Raw genomic sequence first — 17,277 nt, forward strand, 5'->3', positions numbered from 1 at the left:
CGCCGCTCCGGCGCAGCCATAGAGTGCCATTGTGGGGACTTGTGCATGGGTACTTGTGTCCATCGACAGTGCAGTCCTTGCCGGGATAGTTTTGCCGTAATGGATCTTCCGGATGAACCGGGGGGCCGCTGGGGATGCCGGAACTGGTTCGGATCCGATCACTTGCTGGATCTACGAAAAGGAGATACGTCATGGCTATTTGGGGTGCAGATATTGCTCAGCTGAAGGCTCTGGGCACCAAGCTCAAAGCTGGTTCGTCTGAGATCGAGAAGCAGAAGTCCACGCTGACCAAGGTCCTCGAGGGCACCGACTGGAAGGGCCCGGACGCTGATAAGTTCCGCAGTGAGTGGAATGGCCAGCACGTTGCCTCACTCGCCAAGGTTGCCCAGGCCCTCGAAGAGGCCGGCCAGAAGGCCACCAGGAACGCCAGCGAGCAGGAACAGGCTTCCCGCTAGGCTCCATTCTTCACAGCAAAATGCTCCAGGCCCGGAACGCACCACGCGCCCCGGGCCTGCAGCATTTAATGGCTCCGCTGTCTAAGTGCCCGGCTTGCTCAGAGCTCAGCGTTTCCGGGTCAACTCCGGCCCCGGTTCCAGGGCCCCCGCCTTCGGCAGCCCGCGAAGATCATCCATGCGGACCAACACCACGCCGCCAACAATCAGCAGGCCGCCCAGGAGCTGGATGGGTCCGGGCAGTTCGGCCAACAACAGCCAGGCCCACAGCACGGCGAACAGCACCTCGGTAAGCGAAATGAAGGACGCCACCTTCGAGCCAAGCCGCCGCGCAGCCGCTACGCCCGAAACATAAGCCAGCACCGTAGACAGGATCACCAGCCCTGCCAGTGAGACCCACCACGGGGTCAGCCAGGGGCCGAGCTTTGTATCAGCAGTACTAAATGCCATGGGAACAAGCCCGATCGCCGCGGACAGCCACATCACCACGGCACCAACAAGCAGGCCGCCGGCGGACAGCACCAGCGGCGGCAGAGAGTGGTTTTCCTTCGCCGTGATGAAGAAGTAGATGGCCAGGCAGACAGCGGCAGCAAGACCCCAGAAGACGCCGATCACGTCGATCTTTACCGCGCCGGTAAGGTCCAGGACCAGGACCAGGCCACCGAGGGACAGCAGGGTTCCGGCCACGGTCATCACGCTTGGCCTGCGGCGGCTGGCCACCCACAACCACAGCACAATCAGCACCGGCGCCAAGTATTCGAGCAGCAACGCGACGCCCACGGAAAGCCGCGCCACGGCGTTGAAGTAGAACAGCTGGCAGGCGGCCACTCCGATGAATCCAAACAGGACCACGGTGACCCAGTTGCCGGCCAGTTCCCGCCAGCGTCCGCGAAGCGCCAGTACCGCCGGAATTGCCAGGACGACGGCGGCACCTGTCAGTCTGGCGGTGACGGCAGCTCCCGGAGTCCATCCGGTCTCCAGCAGCGCCTTGGCGAACGATCCGGAGGTGCCGAACACGGCCGAGGAGAATAAAGCGATGCCCAGGCCGGAGCCCAGGAACCCGCTGCTGGCCCTGCGCAGCGAAACTGCGGGACGTTTATCGATGGCAGGCATGGGTACCTCATGTCAGGAGTAAAGTGGGGTATTGACCCTGACACTACGCCCGGCCATGTAAGGAGTCAAGGTGATTTTTGCCCCTGACACGGAGGTTGCCCTCCGGAGTGTCGTCAGCCTCATCAACACTGCGCAAAACGGTGAGGAAAAGCTGCAGACGGTGAAGGATCTTGACCAGTTTCTGGCGGCGGAAGGTTTCAGCGGCTCACGGGAACACTCGGCGTCGGAGGTGGAAAGCGTCCGCCTGCTCCGGACCGAGCTGAAACAACTCTGGGAAGCCCCGGAAGAGCAGGTGGTGGACACCGTTAACAGGCTTCTCAGGGCAACAAACGCCCTTCCACAACTGGTTAAGCACGATGCCTGGGACTGGCATTTCCACGCCACGACTCCGGACGCCCCGCTGGCCGACCGGATGAGCACAGAGGCTGCGATGGCCCTGGCAGACATCATCCGCGGCAAGGCCATGGACAGGATGCTGGTGTGTGCAGCGGCAGATTGCGATGCCGTACTGCTGGACCTCAGCCGGAACAGGTCAAAAATGTACTGCGGCTCCGCCTGCGCAAACCGGGCACACGTTGCCGCGTACCGGGCCCGGCTGGCAGTCGAGGCCTAGTCTGGAGGAAGCGGGCGGCCCGCGGAAACCGGGACAGAAGGTGCGGGTCAGGCGCGGCCGGAACCGGGACAGAAGGCGCGGGTCAGGCGCGGCCGGAACCTTCGGCATCGTCATCCTCTGACGGGGCAGCGGCAGGAGCGGTCCCGTGGCCGGGCCGCTTTGCAGAACTCAGGTTGACGCCGGATCCTTTGCCCAGGTGCGGGGCGTTTTCCTTGTAGCTCATGGACAGCATGGCGGCGATGACCAGAGTCACGATGAAGGCAATGCCGCCGCCGGTGAAGGCGAGATCGAACCGAGGGGTTTTGTCGCTGCCGCCCGAGGCGAAGATCAGCACCGAAACGAAGGCTACAACGGCCAAGGAAGCGGAAAACATCAGCGGCCCCTTCACCGAGGTCCGCAGGCTGCGCGGTTTGCCTGGCTCCTGGTTTGCCACGATAAGTTCCTTCCTGGGGCGCGGCACATGCCACGGCCATTGCTTGGTGCGGTGGGTGCACGGCGGCTTCCGCCGGAGTATTTTCTACATCAGGTAGAACCGTGCACTTCAAGTTTACGGCCTGCGGGACGCCGCCGCGGCTTCGTGCCTGATGGTGAGCCCTGACAGCATCCAGAGGACGCCGGACATAATGGCGCCGCCGCCCGCAACACCGAGGAGGGCGTGAGCGCCGAGCGCAATGAAAAACGGCAAGGCAGCGGCTGTGCCGAGGGCGATAATGCCCGAAATCAACCAGTCCCTGGCAAGGACATGACCCTTCCCCAGGACACCGGCCGCAACCTCGGTAACGCCAAGGACGCCCAGGCCCACAGCGGCGACGACGGCGAAGAGTTGGTCACCCTGGAAAGCCACCACTGCCACGCCTGCACCAATCAGGGCTGACGCTCCCGTGGAGAGCAGCCTTCCGGCGCGTTGGCCGGCCAAGCCGTTGCCTGTGGCAAGTTTGAGCAGCACGATCCCGGTGGCGCCGAAGTAGATACCTCCGGCGATCGCCATTCCGGTGACCGAGGGCGTGGCCCAGAAAATGGTCAGGGCACCGAACGCCAGGGCTGCCACCGCACGGTAGACGAGGGGTTTCCACAGTCCCGGCAGGGGTCCCGCGTCGGGCAGGGATTCGGCAGGCATGGCTGATTGAGTCACCGCTCCAGTTTAGTCGCCGTTTGGTACCCGCCCGCGCTTAGCCGGCGCCGAGCACCATCCAGCGGTTTGTCCGCGCGCGCAGGCCAAGGGTCACCGCGCGGGCCAGCATGTAACCCAGCGAGAAGGCAGCCCAAAGCCACACCAGTCCTGCCACGCCACCGGCGGTTCCGGTAGCCACCCACCACAGCAACGGCAGGTAGACCAGCAGATTCACGACGCCGGCAAGCGCAAGGTACTTCGCGTCACCGGCGCCGATCAGCACGCCATCCAGGACAAAAACGTACCCGGCTATGGGCTGTCCGACGGCGATCACCCACAGTGCTGCCGTCAGCGCGGAGTGAACACCGGCGTCGGGAGTGAACACCACGGCCGCCCACGGGGCGACCAGGGCCAGCAGCAGTCCGGTGATGACACCGAACCCGGTCCCCCACCGGATCATGGTGCGGGTCAGTTCCCGGGTCTTGGCGGCATTGGACGCCCCGAGCTCCTTGCCAATCAGCGCCTGGGCGGCGATGGCGATGGCATCCAGCGCGAAGGCAAGGAAGGAGAAAATCGTCATGGCCAGCTGATGGGCCGCCAGATTAGTCGCGCCCTGCCCGGTGGCCACCAGGACAGTGGCCAGGATGGCAATCCGCAGGCTCAGCGTCCGCAGCATCAACCAGGATCCCACTTCGGTCATGGAGCGGATTCCGCGCCAGCTTGGCAGCAGGCCCACACCGTTGCGGCGGGCGTGCCGCATCACGATGAACAGATAAACGGCGGCCATGCCCCACTGGGCAATGCTGGTGCCCATGGCCGAACCCGCTACAGATAAGTTGAAGCCATACACCAGCACCAGGTTCAAGACGATGTTCAAACCAAAACCGGCAGTGGCAACCAGCAGTGGGGTACGGGTGTCCTGCATCCCGCGAAGCACACCCGTCCCTGCAAACACCAGCAGCATGGCCACCAGTCCGGGCAGGGACCAGAGCAGGTAGTCGACGGCGTATCCGGCCACCTCGCCATCGGCCCCCATCAGCTCCACGAGGGGCCCGGCAGCGAAGAACCCGGCCGCTGCAAGGACAACGCCCAGCCCGAAAGCCAGCCAGACGCCGTCGCGCCCTGCCTTGATGGCTTGCGCCAGGCGTCCGTCGCCGATGGCCCTGGCAACGGCCGGGGTGGTCGAGTACGCAAGGAAGACCATCAGGCCAACGGCCGTGTGCAGCGCAGCAGAGGCAAGGCCGACGCCGGCCAACTGGGCAACGCCGAGGTGGCCTACGATCGCGGAGTCGGCCAGCAGGAACAGGGGCTCTGCAATCAGCGCCCCAAAAGCCGGCACCGCCAGCCGAAGGATCTCGCGGGCATGGCCCTGTGGCTTCGTGACAGTTGAAGGCGGCGACGGCATGATGCCAGCTTAATCGCGCCAGCGGATAGATGAGCCAGCACTGACGACCATTAGTTGACAGTTAAACTATTTGTCCGCGAGACTGAAGTCATGAACAAGACCCCCCTAACCGCCACCGCTCTTGTCATCCTGCGCGTTGCACTCGGCTTTCTTTTTGCAGCCCATGGCTGGCAAAAATTCAGCGTCAACACCATCGCCGGCACGCAGACCGCCTTCGCGCAGATCGGAGTGCCTGCTGCGGAGATCGCCGCCCCGGTTGTCGCGGGCCTTGAACTGGCAGGCGGCATCGCGCTCATACTGGGCGTGTTCACCAGAATTGTCGGAGCCGCTCTGGCATTGAACATGCTGGGCGCACTCGTCCTGGTCCACGCTCCCGCGGGCGTCTTCGTCAGCGCGGGCGGTTATGAGCTGGTCCTTATCCTTGGCGCTGCTGCACTTACGCTTGCTCTAACCGGGGCGGGGACGTTCTCGATGGACAATGCTCTCTTTGGCCGCAAGGGTTCCAAGCTCCGCGCCCTGGCCTGATCGGCCAACCTGCGGCCGGATCGACCAACAAGCCCGATCCTTAAATGCTGCAGGCCCGGGACGCGTGGTGCGTTCCGGGCCTGCAGCATTTTGCTGTGAAGAATGGGGCCTAGCGGGAAGCCTGTTCCTGCTCGCTGGCGTTCCTGGTGGCCTTCTGGCCGGCCTCTTCGAGGGCCTGGGCAACCTTAGCGAGGGAGGCAACGTGCTGGCCATTCCACTCACTGCGGAACTTATCAGCGTCCGGGCCCTTCCAGTCGGTGCCCTCGAGGACCTTGGTCAGCGTGGACTTCTGCTTCTCGATCTCAGACGAACCAGCCTTGAGCTTGGTCCCCAGAGCCTTCAGCTGAGCAATATCTGCACCCCAAATAGCCATGACATATCTCCTTTTCGTAGATCCAGCAAGTGATCGGATCCGAACCAGTTCCGGCATCCCCAGCGGCCCCCCGGTTCATCCGGAAGATCCATTACGGCAAAACTATCCCGGCAAGGACTGCACTGTCGATGGACACAAGTACCCATGCGGCACGCTGGACGGCCTGCCGGTCCTCCAGGGCCCGCCCCAGACACCTCATGGTGCCCCTTCCGCAGATGGCGGACGGGGCACCATTTGTGTCACGCCAACCGGCGGGTAACGTTTGCCCTCAGTAAGATCGCCTGATGAGTGAGACCGGCAGCAATTCCGTCACCCTTCGTTTCCTGGCAGCTCCCACGGACGTGGGACACAGCGGGTCCGTGGATGCCGGCACCGTCCTGGAGTGGGTAGACAAGGCCGCCTATGCCGCCGCCGTCGGATGGTCCAAGTCGTACTGCGTCACGGCGTATGTGGGCAACATCCACTTCGCTGATCCTGTCAACAGCGGGGACATGGTCGAAGTCGAGGCCACCATCGTCTATACAGGCCGGTCCTCGATGCACATCCGCACCGTGGTCTCTTCGGGTGACCCCAAGGGCGGGGTGGCCACCATGCGCAGCCAGTGCATGGTGATCTTCGTAGCGGTGGGACCGGACGGCAAGCCTGTTCAGGTCCGGGAGTTCATGCCCTCTACGTCGGAGGAAGTTGAACAGCGTGAGCAGGCCATCGCCCGGATCGAGGTGCGTGAACGCATTGTCCAGGCAATGAACGCGCAGGAATACACCGGCGCCGGAACGGCTGAACGTGTAACCCTGCGGTTCATGGCGGCGCCCACCGACGTCAACTGGGGTGGCAAGGTGCACGGCGGCATGGTGATGAAGTGGATCGATGAAGCCGCTTACGTCTGCGCTTCACGCTATTCGGGCAGGGACACGGTAGCCGTTTTTTCCGGCGGCGTGCGCTTCTACCGGCCCCTGCTGATCGGCCATGTGGTGGAGGTCGAAGCGCGCCTGGTCTACACCGGGACCAAAGGTATGCACGTAGCGGTCCATGTCCGCTCCGGTGACCCGAAAACCCGCGAGCTGAACCTCACCACGTATTGTCTGACGGTGATGGTGGCACGGGATGCCGAGGGCACCTCGGTTCCCATCCCGCAGTGGGTACCGGTCAGCGACGAGGACCGGCGGCTGCACGCGCACGCCCGGGAACTGCTGGAGATCCGTGGAACCGCGCCCGGGAACAGGCTGCCAAACCACTTGCTGCGGCCCGAAACAGCCTAGGTCCAATTAGAAGCCGCCGCCTCCGGCGTCTCCGGCCATGTTCGCGAAGCGCGAATAGTGCCCCTGGAAGGCCACCACGATGTCCTTGGTGGGGCCGTTACGGTGCTTGGCAATCAGGATGTCAGCTTCACCGGCGCGCGGTGATTCTTTGTCATAGACATCCTCGCGGTGCAGGAGGATCACCATGTCGGCGTCCTGCTCGATGGAACCCGACTCGCGGAGGTCAGAAACCATGGGCCGCTTGTCCTGGCGCTGTTCGGAGCCACGGTTCAGCTGGGACAGTGCGATCACCGGCACCTGGAGTTCCTTGGCCAGCAGCTTGAGCGCACGTGAGAACTCGGAGACTTCCTGCTGGCGGGATTCCACCTTTTTGCCTGAGCTCATGAGCTGAAGGTAGTCCAGGATCACCAGTTTGAGGTCGTGCTGCTGCTTGAGCCGGCGGCACTTGGCACGGATCTCCATAAGGGACATGTTGGGGCTGTCGTCAATAAACAGTGGAGCATCGTTCATGCGGCCCATGGTGGTGGCGATCTTGGACCATTGCTCGTCCTTGATGGTGCCCTTGCGGAGATCCTGAAGTCCGATGGTGGCTTCTGCCGAGAGCAACCTCATGGCAATTTCGTTGCGGCCCATCTCGAGCGAGAACATCACGGTGGCGAGGTTGTGCTTAATCGCGGCGGAGCGGGCAAAGTCCAAGGCGAACGTTGATTTACCGACCGCGGGGCGCGCGGCAATGACGATCATCTGGCCCGGGTGCAGGCCGTGCGTCAATTCGTCCAGTTCGTAGAAGCCGGTGGGAACGCCCACCATGCCTTCACCGCGGTGGCCGGAGGCCTCGATCTCGTCAACCGTGGCCTCCATAACGTCCTTGAGGACCACATAGTCCTCGGCCGTTCGGCGTTCAGCCACCGCATAAACCTCGGCCTGGGCCTGGTTGACCAGGTCCTCCACCTCGCCATCCGAGCCGTAACCCAGCTGAACGATCTTGGTTCCGGCGTTCACCAGCCGCCGCAGGACAGCCCGCTCGGCAACGATCTCCGCGTAGTACCCGGCGTTGGCCGCGGTGGGCACGGTCTGGATGAGCTCGTGGAGGTAGGCTGGCCCGCCGATGCGGTTGATCTCGGCGCGTTTGGTCAGTTCGTCGGATACGGTGACGGCGTCAGCGGGTTCGCCACGGCCGTAGAGGTCAAGAATGGCTTCATAGATGGTCTCATGCGCGGGACGGTAGAAATCCTGTCCGCGGAGGAGTTCCACAACGTCAGCAATGGCGTCTTTGGACAGCATCATGCCCCCCAGAACAGACTGTTCGGCGGGGATGTCCTGCGGCGGCTTACGGCTGCCTTCCGATGCCCGGCTGCCCTCAAGCGAGTCCAGATGCGTAACTGACAAAGCTGCCGTCCTCCGTTGTGTGCCGCGCAGAAGCCTGCGGCGGTGGTACTTCAATAGCTGCTGCTACCGAACCTGCTGCTCACAGTCAATCCGGGAGGACTGACATTCCCTGGTGGACGTTCAAGCAACACCCGTCCAAGCGGGTTTTCCACAGTTTCCACAGGTTTTCCACATAAACGTGGATCATCACGGGCGGGGAGCCATCCCAGCCCGCAACTGTGTCGGGGAGCCAGCTGTTCGGACGTTCGCAACAGCTATCCCGCTACGGTAGTCCCCCTTCACCAAGGCGCCAAGCCCGCCTTCCCCACCCCCTGTGGATAAGCTGTGCATTAAGCCGTCCTGCTTGTGCACAGCTTGTGGGCATCGCTGTGGAAAACAAGAATCTTTTTCCCTACAAGTGCCTTTGACCTGCGGAAACGTCGCTCATCCAGTGTGGACTGAATCTTTTTTTCCCCAACCTTCATCCACAACCCCAACCTGGAAGCTGGGGATAGGGCAAGGTGGTCACCGGTGGCGGGCGGGGATTTTATGCCCTCACTGTGATGTATGCCACAGCGAATGGATAATTCCGGTGTCGGTACTGCGGGATTAATATGCGTTCCTGGGAATATGCTGTGGATAACCGTGATCTGGCATAAGCTCTAAGCATGGGCGACATATTGATTCTGGCTCTACCTGTAATCCTCGTGGCCGTTGGTTGGGGACTGGCCACCGCCCTCAAACCGCGGGACGCCGGAACATCCGACGCTGAGCGTTACCAGCAGGTGCTCGCGGCCAAATCGGCCGAGCACGACCGCGCCCAGGTGCGTGCCGCCATGGAAGCACATGCCCGCATCGCCGCAACCACCCGGCCCAGCCAGAACACTGCCTCAGCAACAGAACAACAGCAGGCAGCCGCGGCCCGCGGAGTCCAGCAGGGTCAACCGGCCGCCGTCCAGCCCAACCCGCAGCTACTGATGCAGTTGCAGGGCCTGGTGCGGGACGGTCATAAGATCCAGGCCATCAGGCTGCTCCACCAGGCAACAAACCTCGACCTCGTCAACGCCAAGAAATACGTAGATCGGCTCTAACTCCCATGGAATCGCTTGTTATCCCCATCCTGATCCTGGTGATTGTGGCCGCAGGAGTGGCCTTGGCAGCGCGCGCACTTTCCCGGCGTTCCGCCGCCGGCGGAAACACTGCCGCAGCGGCTGCACCACGCACCCAGGAAGCCGCAACCGCGAAGGACCAGCGCGAGCTGGCCCGGCAGGCCTCCGCCAGGCTGTCGGCTGAGCAGCACCGCCGGATCTACGCCCTGATCGCCCAAGGGCAGGCCGTCTCGGCCATCAAGGCCTACAACGAATCGACAGGCCAGGGACTGCGCGCCGCCCGCGACGCCGTGGTGGCATTGGCGGCGCATCCGCAGCCGCCCCAAATGGAGCAGCCAGCGCCGGAGCCGAAGGAGGACGCTGGTGGACAGCCGCAGCGGTTCCCGTACCGTTACCGTGCCATCGCCAGCAAGGGCGATGTCACGCGGGAAGTCAGCAGCAACATGCTCAACGACGAGATCTACAGCCGCATCAAAGACATAGCCGGGAACGGCAACCCTGAGGCGGCCGCGGCCATGCTTGCCCGGCATTCGGAGATCAGCCTTCCGGAAGCCCGGGAATTCATCGCACTGCTGGACCAGCCAGGCTGAGATCGTGCATCAGCCCGGTGTGAGGACGCAGAACTCATTGCCCTCCGGATCGGCGAGGCACCTCCACGGCACGTCACCCTGGCCGACGTCGACCTCAGTGGCGCCCAGTGCCTGCAGTCGGGCTGTCTCTGCCGCCTGGTCGTCCCCCGGGTTCGGCATCAGGTCAAGATGGAGACGGTTCCACACCGTCTCCGCTCCCGGCCTCCGCACGAATTCCAGGTAAGGACCAACCCCTTTGGCCGAACGCAGGCTCGCCTGATCATCGGTCACCGCAAGCAGGGTCCAATCGGTCGCAGCACTCCAGAACCGCGCCGACGCCCGCGGATCTTCGCAGTTGACCACTACTGCTGCGATGGGTCCGGTATCCGCATAAATCTCGCGGGGCTCCAGTACACAGAACAGGTTGTCTTCGGGGTCGGCCAGGACCACCCACGGCACGTCACCCTGGCCGATGTCCGCGTGCGCCGCGCCCAGCCCTATCAGGTGCGCAACCAGCTCCGCTTGATGCTCAGCGGAGGTGGTAGCCAGATCGAGGTGCGCGCGGTACTTCACCGTCTCGGGGTCCGGAACAGTGACGACATCGATGCAGAGGGCGGCAGGATCCGGCCAATCGAAGCCCAAGGGTTCAACATTCGTTACCCCGGGGCCCTCGCTGGATACGCCCCAGCCGAGCGCGTCGGCCCAGAACCGCCCGAGCGTGGAGTCATCCCGGGCCTTGAAATTTACCTGAACAAGTCGCAGTGCCATGGCGTCTCATCCTAATGTCCGGACTGTAACCGGCGCAGGCGACACCCGCTAGAAGTCGAAGAGGTCGCCCAGCCAGTCGTCCTTCTTCTTCCGGCGGCGGCCGTGCTGGTCATAACCGCGCTGATCGTAGCCGTGTTTGTCGAAGCCCCTGTCGTTGTAGCGGGGTTCCTTGTATCGGGGCTCGTCATAGCTGCGGGACTGCCGCTGCGGCTCAAAATTGCTGTAAAGCGGAGGCGGGGCCATTCCTGGCTGGGGACCGGCAGGCGGTGCTGGTGCTGCTGCCTGCGCCGAAGGCGCTGCCGGTGCACCGTCGAGCTGGGCATGGCGGTCAAGGATCTTGTCCAGTTCACCCCGGTCCAGCCATACACCGCGGCATTGCGGGCAGTAATCGATCTCAACGCCGCTGCGTTCGCTCATAACAAGGTCTATGGAATCCAAGGGACACTTCATGCCGGGGTCAACGAACGGTCCCGGCAATTAGTTCGCAGGCGCCCGACGGATGACGGAGAGCACCAGCTACGCCAGAGTTACCTCCCGACGGAAATGCCCTCCAACAGTTGCTCAAACGGCAGGGATTCCATGACCGCCGGCTTGCGGCGTGCAGCTTCGTTGCCTGTAAGCATCCCTGCAAGTTCCGTCGCTGCCCGCTCAATCCTCGCGGAAAGGGGCGTGCCGCCGTCGTCAGCGCTTCCCCAGTCCTGCGGACCGGCAAAGATGCCGGTGGGCACTATCCGGGAGCGCAGGTAGCTGAACAGGGGCCGCATGGCGTAGTCCAGGACCATCTGGTGGCGGTCCGTGCCGCCCGTGGAGCCCAGCAGGACAACTGTGCCGTCCAGGGACTTGGGGTCCAGCACATCGATGAAGGACTTGAAGAGTCCGCTGTACGACGCGCTGAACACCGGGCTGACGGCGATGATGCCGTCCGCCGCTTCGGTGGCTGCAATGACCTCCGCAAGGCGCGGTGCCGCGTAGCCGGTGACGAAGTTGTTGGCGATGTCCACGGCATAGTCGCGCAGTTCCACGACCTGCACCTCGGCACGGTAGCCAGCCTCAGCCAGGTGCCGCTCCGTTGCTGCCGCTAGCTGGTCGGCCAGCAGCCTGCTCGACGACGGGACGCCCAGTCCGGCGGAAAGAACGGTTATGCGGCGGGTTTCCACTGCGCACTCCTTACTGATCGGAACATCATGCGTTTGCATCTATCCCGGACAACGGTACACCCGGCGGGGTTATTCCCGAAGACGATCTGCTCTTAGGCAAGCACGGTTCCCCGGATACAGGTGACCGCGCCCCCGCCCACCCAGATATCGTCACCGGCAGCCTCCACGTGGACCCGGCCAGCCCTGCCCAGCACCGTCCCCTGGGCTGCGACATAGCGTGCAGGCGCCCTGCCGCTGCCGATCAGCCACTGCGCGGCGCCGGCGTTGAAACTTCCTGTCACGGGATCCTCAGCGGCGGCATCTCCCGGAATGAATGTCCGCACCTCAAAATCCACCTCGCCCGCTGAGTGCGGGCCAATAACACCCACCTTCAGCCCCTCCATCGCGGGATAATCCACCTTCAGTGCCAGAACCTGTTCGGCTGATTCCAGCAACACCCCGATCCATTCCGGGCCGTTGACCAGCCAGGAGGTATCGATAAGGGCCGTGCGGGGCAGCCGCAGGCCGGCCGCGATCCGCGCAAGATCGGCTTCACCCACCGGTTCGAAGCGTGTCAGCGGCGGCGCCGCGAAAGCCAGCCGGCCGCCGTCGTGCTTTACGCGAACCAGCCCCGCCCCGCATTCCTGGACCAGCACCCCCTCCTGCTGGGGCATCCCGCCCGACTCAAGCCAAGCGTGCGCCGATCCGAGGGTGGGGTGCCCGGCGAAGGGGAACTCCTCGCGCCCCGTGAAGATCCGCACCCGATAGTCGGCGCCGGGCCGGGTGGGCGGCAGCAGAAAGGTGGTCTCGGACAGGTTGGTCCAGTTCGCGAACTGCTGCATCCGGGCGCTGTCCATGCCTTCAGCATCCACCACCACCGCCAAGGGGTTCCCCCCGTACGGCTCGTTAGTAAACACATCAACCTGGGTGAAGGATCGACGGCGGCTGACTGGGGCGGGATTGCGGGTCACGGGTGCAGGTTATCACCGGGGCCCCGGACAGTCCCCCACTTCAGAAGCCGTAGACGTGCAAGATTAACAGGAAAGCCCCGCTGTCCGGCTCCCAAAGGAACCAGGCAGCGGGGCCCAAACAGCCGTGAAGGCTACTTACCTGCTACTACGTCGAGCTCGATTACAGCGGAAACGTCAGCGTGGAGGCGGACGTTTGCCTGGTAGGAACCAACCGACTTGATGTGTGCCGGCAGTTCAACCTTGCGCTTGTCGATGCTGCCAAGGCCAGCGGCCTCAACAGCGTCGGCAACGTCAGCCTGCTTGACGGTGCCGAAGAGACGACCGGACTCGCCGGCCTTGACAACCAGCTTGACCGGCTTGGCCGAGAGGGCAGCAGCCTGCTTCTGGGCATCTTCCAGGGAAGCGTGCTCACGTGCAGCGCGGGCAGCCTTGATGGACTCAACCTGCTTCTCGCCGCCCTTGGACCAGGTCAGGGCAAAGTTGCGGGGCAGGAGAAAGTTACGTGCGTAACCGTTCTTAACCTCGACAACGTCGCCTGCAGCACCGAGACCGGTTACTTCGTGGGTCAAAATGACTTTTGCCATGTTAGTTAATCCCTTCCTTAGCCGCGGCCAGCGCCGGAGTAAGGCAGCAGGGCAACTTCGCGGGCGTTCTTGATTGCCTGGGCGATTTTGCGCTGTTCCTGCACCGTGACGCCAGTGACGCGACGGGCGCGGATCTTTCCGCGGTCGGAGATGAACTTGCGCAGCAATGCTACGTCCTTGTAGTCGATGACAGTGATGTCAGCGGCCTTCAAGGGGTTGGACTTTGGTTTGGGCTTACGGAGTTCAGCCTTAGCCATCGTGGAGCTCCTTTTCTATGGAGCCCGTGGATATTGATCCACGGGATGGTGGTGGCACGACGTCGGTAGCTACTTTGGGTGCCATACGGCACCCGGGTGATCCCGGCGTCGGACCTTAATTTTTTTGTTTTAGAAGGGCGGTTCGGAATCAGGGCCGTTGCCCCAGCCACCTGCGTTGGAGACACCGGGCGTTGCCCATGGGTCCTCCTGTGCAGCCGGCTGGTTGCCGCCGCCCCAGTTTCCACCGGAGTTGCCGCCCTGGTTCGCACCAGGATTGCCGCCGCTGTTGCCACCGCCAAAGCCGCTGTTGCCGCCACCAAAGCCGCCCTGCCCGCCGCCGGAGCGCTGGGTGCGGTTGACCTTGGCATTGGCATAGCGCAGGCTGGGGCCGATTTCGTCGACCTCAAGCTCCATAACGGTGCGCTTTTCGCCTTCTTTTGTCTCGTAGGAACGGCTCTTCAAACGGCCGGAAACAATCACGCGCATGCCCTTGGTGAGGGACTCGGCAACGTTCTCGGCAGCTTCACGCCATACAGCGGCGCGGAGGAACAGGGTTTCCCCGTCCTTCCACTCGTTGGACTGGCGATCGAAAGTACGTGGGGTGGAAGCGATGGTGAAGTTCGCTACTGCCGAACCTGACGGTGTGAACCGCAGTTCCGGGTCATTGGTGAGGTTACCGATGACCGTAATGGTGGTCTCGCCTGCCATCTACTGCCTCCTTAGTTCGATCCTGGATGAAGAGTTCCTGCGGGTGAAGAATGCCGGTGTTGCTGAATTACTCAGCAACGACCTTCTGCTCTTCGGGGCGGGTGATCTTGATGCGCAAGATGGTCTCGTTAAGAGACAGCAGGCGGTCAAGTTCCTTGGCGGTTTCCGGCTTGGCGGTGAAGTTCACCACGGCGTAGATACCTTCGGACTTCTTCTTGATGTCGTAAGCCAGACGGCGACGGCCCCAGATGTCAACCTTTTCGATGGTTCCACCATCGTTGGTGATGACAGACAGGAACTTCTGAAGCGACGGCTCAACGGAACGCTCTTCGACCTCGGGGTCGATGATTACCATCAATTCGTAAGGACGCATATGTGAACCCACCTCCTTTGGGCTAAGCGGTTACGGCATTTCCGTAACAGGAGGTTCATTTGCGATGCTGTGCGGTGCCGCTTCTCCAAATCGGAGGCAGGGCGCAGCACAGACTTCACTATCTTAGTGCATCTGCTCCGCTTAGGCGATTCCATCCTGCACTCAAGGTTAATCGGCGTGGCGTCGGCACGGAATGAACTCCTGACCCTATGTGGATAACCATCCAGCACCCCCGCACGGCAGGAGAAATCGGGCATTGCACTTCCACTACTTAGCGCTACTATGTACTGGTAGCTAGTAATACTGAGTAGTGGAAGAAGGTGTCCGATGGGCAAGCAGATGACGGAGATGCTCAAGGGGACATTGGAGGGCATAGTTCTGGCCCTCCTGACTGGGAAGCCGGCGTACGGGTACGAAATCACGACGCTGCTCAGGGAGCAGGGCTTCTCCGAGATCGCCGAGGGCACCGTGTACGCGCTGCTGGTCAGAATCGAGCAGAAGGGCCTGGTGGACGTTGAGAAACGCCCGTCCGAGAAAGGCCCGCCCCGCAAGGTGTACTCACTCAACGAGCAGGGCAAACAGGAACTCCAGGAATTCTGGAAAACGTGGAGGTTCCTGTCCGAACGCATTGAACAACTCAACGGAAAAGAGAAATGACCATGGTTGCCAAATGGATCGAAGCACTCACCGGATCCCTGGAACAGAAGAAGCAGTACAAGCAGGCGAAAGCGCGGCTGGATGCCCTGCCCGAGCCCTACCTCACCGCCGCAACCGCCTTCAACAGGTACTTCATGTATTACGGGGGCGTCACGGACGGCGACACCCTCGTGCAAATGCTCACGGACCTCACCGATCTCTGGGAGCGGGCTGCCGTTGATGGCACCCCCGTCAGCGCCATCGTGGGCGATGATCCCATTGAATTCGCGGAGACGTTCGCCCAGTCTTACGGGGGCAAGCGCTGGATCGATAAGGAACGGGCCCGCCTGATCGAGGCCGTTAACGACGCGAAGGCGAAGGAGGCCACGTCATGACCAGCGCAGCAGCCAGCCGGGGACCTGCCATCCAGGTGCAGGGCGTGGAAAAGTCCTTCAAGGACCTGCACGTCCTGCGGGGCGTGGATTTTGAGGTGGCCCCGGGCAGTATCTTCGCCCTTCTCGGTTCGAACGGCGCAGGAAAAACAACCATGGTGAAGATCCTGTCCACGCTGCTAAAGGCCGATGCCGGCACCAGCACCGTCAACGGGTTCGACGTCGCCAGCGAGCCGTTGAAGATCCGGGAAACCATCAGTCTCACAGGGCAGTTCGCCGCCGTGGATGAAATCCTCTCCGGCAGGGAGAACCTGGTGATGGTGGCAAAGCTGCGGCACCTGAAAGCTTCCGGCCAGGTGGCGGATGACCTCCTGGCACAGTTCAACCTCACGGAGGCAGGACCACGAAAGGTGGCGACGTATTCGGGAGGCATGCGACGCCGCCTGGACATCGCCATGAGCCTGATCGGACAGCCGGAGGTGATCTTCCTGGATGAACCCACCACAGGACTGGACCCCGAGGCGCGCCTGGACGTGTGGCGGATCATCAAGGACCTTTCCCGGCAGGGAACCACCGTCCTGCTCACCACGCAGTACCTCGACGAGGCCGAGCAGCTCGCGGACCGCATCGCCATCCTTCACCAGGGGAGCATCATCGCCAACGGCACCCTCGCCGAACTCAAGCAGCTGCTTCCGCCGGCGAAGGTGGAGTACGTAGAGAAACAACCCACCCTGGAGGAAATCTTCCTGGCGCTCGTGGGGAACGACAGCAAAGAACCAAGTGGGGGCCGGTCATGAATACACACTTTTTCGCAGACACATCCGTCCTGCTGGGCCGGTCCATGCGCCACATCTTCCGCAGCGTGGACACCATCATCACCACTGCCATCACGCCCATCGCCCTGATGCTGCTGTTCGTCTACGTGTTCGGCGGCGCCATCATGGGCCAGACCGAGAACTACGTCAATTACCTGCTGCCGGGCATCATGCTGATTGCCATCGCGTCAGGCATCGCATATACAGCCCTGCGGGTGTTCACGGACATGAGCAGCGGCATCTTCGAGCGGTTCCAGTCGATGCCCATCGCACGGTCCTCCGTGCTGTGGGCCCACGTCCTGACGTCCCTGGTGGCCAACGGGCTGTCATTGGTGATCATCGTGGTGATTGCCCTCCTGATGGGGTTCCGCTCCTCGGCAGGTGTGCTGGAATGGCTCGCCGTGATCGGCATCCTGGCGCTGTTCACCCTGGCTCTCACCTGGATCGCCATCATTGCCGGCATGGCGGCGAAATCCGTGGACGGCGCCACCGGGTTCTCCTACCCGCTGATCTTCCTGCCGTTCATCAGCTCGGCTTTTGTTCCCACCGAGACCATGCCCGGCCCCGTGCGTGCCTTCGCCGAAAACCAGCCGGTCACCTCGATCGTCAACACCGTCCAGGACCTGCTCTCAGGACAGCCCGCGGGCAGCGACATCTGGGTGGCCCTGGCATGGTGCGTCGGAATCCTGATGGTGGCCTACGCCTTCGCCATGATGACCTACCGGCGCAAGGTCAACTAG

General features: G+C 62.8%; 24 protein-coding genes. 10 read left to right on the forward strand and 14 right to left on the reverse strand.

All coding sequences use genetic code 11. The features are described from left to right. Positions 1-191: 191 nt before the first annotated feature. Complete coding sequence (locus tag ACWA13_RS18230) at positions 192-455, forward strand: WXG100 family type VII secretion target (protein WP_463934333.1); 264 nt, start codon at positions 192-194, stop codon at positions 453-455. A gap of 105 nt (positions 456-560) precedes the next feature. On the opposite strand, the gene ACWA13_RS18235 is transcribed toward ACWA13_RS18230, so the two are convergent. Further along, the gene (locus ACWA13_RS18235; protein WP_463935824.1) at positions 561-1,565 is read right to left on the reverse strand and encodes an EamA family transporter; all 1,005 of its coding nucleotides are present in this window, start codon (positions 1,563-1,565) and stop codon (positions 561-563) included. 70 nt (positions 1,566-1,635) lie between these two features. On the opposite strand from ACWA13_RS18235, the gene ACWA13_RS18240 reads away from it, so the two are divergent. Beyond that, complete coding sequence (locus ACWA13_RS18240; RefSeq protein ID WP_463935826.1) at positions 1,636-2,178, forward strand: CGNR zinc finger domain-containing protein; 543 nt, start codon at positions 1,636-1,638, stop codon at positions 2,176-2,178. A gap of 82 nt (positions 2,179-2,260) precedes the next feature. Here the strand turns inward: ACWA13_RS18240 and ACWA13_RS18245 are convergent, their stop codons facing one another. From ACWA13_RS18245 to ACWA13_RS18255, 3 genes are all read right to left on the reverse strand, one after another. Further along, positions 2,261-2,611, reverse strand: a complete 351-nt coding sequence (locus tag ACWA13_RS18245) for a hypothetical protein (RefSeq protein ID WP_463935828.1) — start codon at positions 2,609-2,611, stop codon at positions 2,261-2,263. Positions 2,612-2,725: 114 nt separating this feature from the next. Continuing rightward, complete coding sequence (locus ACWA13_RS18250; protein WP_463935829.1) at positions 2,726-3,310, reverse strand: hypothetical protein; 585 nt, start codon at positions 3,308-3,310, stop codon at positions 2,726-2,728. A 37-nt stretch (positions 3,311-3,347) separates the two neighbouring features. After that, positions 3,348-4,694 carry an MATE family efflux transporter gene (locus ACWA13_RS18255; RefSeq protein WP_463935831.1) on the reverse strand — a complete coding sequence of 449 codons (1,347 nt, stop codon included), beginning with the start codon at positions 4,692-4,694 and terminating at the stop codon, positions 3,348-3,350. A 90-nt stretch (positions 4,695-4,784) separates the two neighbouring features. Here ACWA13_RS18255 and ACWA13_RS18260 point away from each other — a divergent pair, with 90 nt between their 5' ends. Then, positions 4,785-5,219 carry a DoxX family protein gene (locus ACWA13_RS18260; protein ID WP_463935832.1) on the forward strand — a complete coding sequence of 145 codons (435 nt, stop codon included), beginning with the start codon at positions 4,785-4,787 and terminating at the stop codon, positions 5,217-5,219. A 109-nt stretch (positions 5,220-5,328) separates the two neighbouring features. Here ACWA13_RS18260 and ACWA13_RS18265 read toward each other — a convergent pair whose 3' ends face one another. Next, the gene (locus ACWA13_RS18265; RefSeq protein ID WP_463934333.1) at positions 5,329-5,592 is read right to left on the reverse strand and encodes a WXG100 family type VII secretion target; all 264 of its coding nucleotides are present in this window, start codon (positions 5,590-5,592) and stop codon (positions 5,329-5,331) included. A 284-nt stretch (positions 5,593-5,876) separates the two neighbouring features. Between ACWA13_RS18265 and ACWA13_RS18270 the strand changes: the two genes are divergently transcribed. After that, positions 5,877-6,851 carry an acyl-CoA thioesterase gene (locus ACWA13_RS18270; protein ID WP_463935834.1) on the forward strand — a complete coding sequence of 325 codons (975 nt, stop codon included), beginning with the start codon at positions 5,877-5,879 and terminating at the stop codon, positions 6,849-6,851. Positions 6,852-6,857: 6 nt separating this feature from the next. On the opposite strand, the gene dnaB is transcribed toward ACWA13_RS18270, so the two are convergent. Further along, positions 6,858-8,240: a replicative DNA helicase gene (gene dnaB, locus ACWA13_RS18275; protein WP_463935835.1), complete on the reverse strand. Its 1,383-nt coding sequence runs from the start codon at positions 8,238-8,240 to the stop codon at positions 6,858-6,860. Positions 8,241-8,887: 647 nt separating this feature from the next. On the opposite strand from dnaB, the gene ACWA13_RS18280 reads away from it, so the two are divergent. Together ACWA13_RS18280 and ACWA13_RS18285 are read left to right on the forward strand one after the other, a co-directional pair. Then, a complete protein-coding gene (locus ACWA13_RS18280) occupies positions 8,888-9,310 on the forward strand; it encodes a hypothetical protein (protein WP_463935837.1) in 423 nt (140 codons plus the stop codon). Positions 9,311-9,315: 5 nt separating this feature from the next. Continuing rightward, the gene (locus ACWA13_RS18285; RefSeq protein ID WP_463935839.1) at positions 9,316-9,918 is read left to right on the forward strand and encodes a hypothetical protein; all 603 of its coding nucleotides are present in this window, start codon (positions 9,316-9,318) and stop codon (positions 9,916-9,918) included. Positions 9,919-9,927: 9 nt separating this feature from the next. Here ACWA13_RS18285 and ACWA13_RS18290 read toward each other — a convergent pair whose 3' ends face one another. The 8 genes from ACWA13_RS18290 to rpsF all read right to left on the reverse strand — a co-directional run bounded on the left by ACWA13_RS18290 (position 9,928) and on the right by rpsF (position 14,694). Continuing rightward, a complete protein-coding gene (locus ACWA13_RS18290; protein WP_463935840.1) occupies positions 9,928-10,665 on the reverse strand; it encodes a VOC family protein in 738 nt (245 codons plus the stop codon). 48 nt (positions 10,666-10,713) lie between these two features. Further along, positions 10,714-11,115 carry a TFIIB-type zinc ribbon-containing protein gene (locus tag ACWA13_RS18295; protein ID WP_463935842.1) on the reverse strand — a complete coding sequence of 134 codons (402 nt, stop codon included), beginning with the start codon at positions 11,113-11,115 and terminating at the stop codon, positions 10,714-10,716. A gap of 77 nt (positions 11,116-11,192) precedes the next feature. Beyond that, positions 11,193-11,822 (reverse strand): FMN reductase, encoded by a 630-nt coding sequence (locus ACWA13_RS18300; RefSeq protein WP_463935844.1) that lies wholly within the window; start codon positions 11,820-11,822, stop codon positions 11,193-11,195. Between the two features lie 92 nt (positions 11,823-11,914). Next, the gene (locus ACWA13_RS18305) at positions 11,915-12,772 is read right to left on the reverse strand and encodes a PhzF family phenazine biosynthesis protein (protein ID WP_463935845.1); all 858 of its coding nucleotides are present in this window, start codon (positions 12,770-12,772) and stop codon (positions 11,915-11,917) included. A gap of 131 nt (positions 12,773-12,903) precedes the next feature. Further along, complete coding sequence (rplI, locus tag ACWA13_RS18310; RefSeq protein WP_463935847.1) at positions 12,904-13,356, reverse strand: 50S ribosomal protein L9; 453 nt, start codon at positions 13,354-13,356, stop codon at positions 12,904-12,906. A gap of 17 nt (positions 13,357-13,373) precedes the next feature. After that, entirely contained in the window at positions 13,374-13,613 is a 240-nt protein-coding gene (gene rpsR / locus ACWA13_RS18315) for a 30S ribosomal protein S18 (protein ID WP_003800144.1), read from the reverse strand. Between the two features lie 129 nt (positions 13,614-13,742). Continuing rightward, on the reverse strand, positions 13,743-14,321 hold the full coding sequence (locus tag ACWA13_RS18320) for a single-stranded DNA-binding protein (RefSeq protein ID WP_463935848.1): 579 nt from the start codon (positions 14,319-14,321) through the stop codon (positions 13,743-13,745). Between the two features lie 67 nt (positions 14,322-14,388). Next, a complete protein-coding gene (gene rpsF / locus ACWA13_RS18325; RefSeq protein WP_463935850.1) occupies positions 14,389-14,694 on the reverse strand; it encodes a 30S ribosomal protein S6 in 306 nt (101 codons plus the stop codon). A 327-nt stretch (positions 14,695-15,021) separates the two neighbouring features. On the opposite strand from rpsF, the gene ACWA13_RS18330 reads away from it, so the two are divergent. The 4 genes from ACWA13_RS18330 to ACWA13_RS18345 are packed head-to-tail and all read left to right on the forward strand — an operon-like array spanning position 15,022 to position 17,277. Further along, positions 15,022-15,351 carry a PadR family transcriptional regulator gene (locus ACWA13_RS18330; RefSeq protein WP_463935851.1) on the forward strand — a complete coding sequence of 110 codons (330 nt, stop codon included), beginning with the start codon at positions 15,022-15,024 and terminating at the stop codon, positions 15,349-15,351. Between the two features lie 2 nt (positions 15,352-15,353). Further along, the gene (locus tag ACWA13_RS18335; RefSeq protein ID WP_463937970.1) at positions 15,354-15,725 is read left to right on the forward strand and encodes a DUF1048 domain-containing protein; all 372 of its coding nucleotides are present in this window, start codon (positions 15,354-15,356) and stop codon (positions 15,723-15,725) included. Next, positions 15,722-16,519: an ABC transporter ATP-binding protein gene (locus ACWA13_RS18340; protein ID WP_463935852.1), complete on the forward strand. Its 798-nt coding sequence runs from the start codon at positions 15,722-15,724 to the stop codon at positions 16,517-16,519. The genes ACWA13_RS18335 and ACWA13_RS18340 overlap by 4 nt, the downstream gene beginning before the upstream one ends. After that, complete coding sequence (locus ACWA13_RS18345) at positions 16,516-17,277, forward strand: ABC transporter permease (protein ID WP_463935853.1); 762 nt, start codon at positions 16,516-16,518, stop codon at positions 17,275-17,277. Before ACWA13_RS18340 ends, ACWA13_RS18345 begins: the two co-directional genes overlap by 4 nt.

The sequence above is a fragment of the Pseudarthrobacter sp. TRD_SC_9 genome (assembly GCF_055361265.1).

Bases quoted from the DNA above. Each gene is read 5' to 3' on its own strand.
- ACWA13_RS18235 (WP_463935824.1), bottom strand. From the start codon at position 1,565: ATGCCTGCCATCGATAAACGTCCCGCAGTTTCGCTGCGCAGGGCCAGC.
- ACWA13_RS18285 (WP_463935839.1), top strand. From the start codon at position 9,316: ATGGAATCGCTTGTTATCCCCATCCTGATCCTGGTGATTGTGGCCGCA.
- ACWA13_RS18290 (WP_463935840.1), bottom strand. From the start codon at position 10,665: ATGGCACTGCGACTTGTTCAGGTAAATTTCAAGGCCCGGGATGACTCC.
- rpsF (WP_463935850.1), bottom strand. From the start codon at position 14,694: ATGCGTCCTTACGAATTGATGGTAATCATCGACCCCGAGGTCGAAGAG.
- ACWA13_RS18270 (WP_463935834.1), top strand. From the start codon at position 5,877: ATGAGTGAGACCGGCAGCAATTCCGTCACCCTTCGTTTCCTGGCAGCT.
- ACWA13_RS18255 (WP_463935831.1), bottom strand. From the start codon at position 4,694: ATGCCGTCGCCGCCTTCAACTGTCACGAAGCCACAGGGCCATGCCCGC.
- ACWA13_RS18260 (WP_463935832.1), top strand. From the start codon at position 4,785: ATGAACAAGACCCCCCTAACCGCCACCGCTCTTGTCATCCTGCGCGTT.
- rplI (WP_463935847.1), bottom strand. From the start codon at position 13,356: ATGGCAAAAGTCATTTTGACCCACGAAGTAACCGGTCTCGGTGCTGCA.
- ACWA13_RS18330 (WP_463935851.1), top strand. From the start codon at position 15,022: ATGGGCAAGCAGATGACGGAGATGCTCAAGGGGACATTGGAGGGCATA.
- ACWA13_RS18265 (WP_463934333.1), bottom strand. From the start codon at position 5,592: ATGGCTATTTGGGGTGCAGATATTGCTCAGCTGAAGGCTCTGGGGACC.
- ACWA13_RS18335 (WP_463937970.1), top strand. From the start codon at position 15,354: ATGGTTGCCAAATGGATCGAAGCACTCACCGGATCCCTGGAACAGAAG.
- ACWA13_RS18280 (WP_463935837.1), top strand. From the start codon at position 8,888: ATGGGCGACATATTGATTCTGGCTCTACCTGTAATCCTCGTGGCCGTT.
- ACWA13_RS18320 (WP_463935848.1), bottom strand. From the start codon at position 14,321: ATGGCAGGCGAGACCACCATTACGGTCATCGGTAACCTCACCAATGAC.
- ACWA13_RS18340 (WP_463935852.1), top strand. From the start codon at position 15,722: ATGACCAGCGCAGCAGCCAGCCGGGGACCTGCCATCCAGGTGCAGGGC.
- ACWA13_RS18230 (WP_463934333.1), top strand. From the start codon at position 192: ATGGCTATTTGGGGTGCAGATATTGCTCAGCTGAAGGCTCTGGGCACC.
- ACWA13_RS18295 (WP_463935842.1), bottom strand. From the start codon at position 11,115: ATGAAGTGTCCCTTGGATTCCATAGACCTTGTTATGAGCGAACGCAGC.
- ACWA13_RS18345 (WP_463935853.1), top strand. From the start codon at position 16,516: ATGAATACACACTTTTTCGCAGACACATCCGTCCTGCTGGGCCGGTCC.
- rpsR (WP_003800144.1), bottom strand. From the start codon at position 13,613: ATGGCTAAGGCTGAACTCCGTAAGCCCAAACCAAAGTCCAACCCCTTG.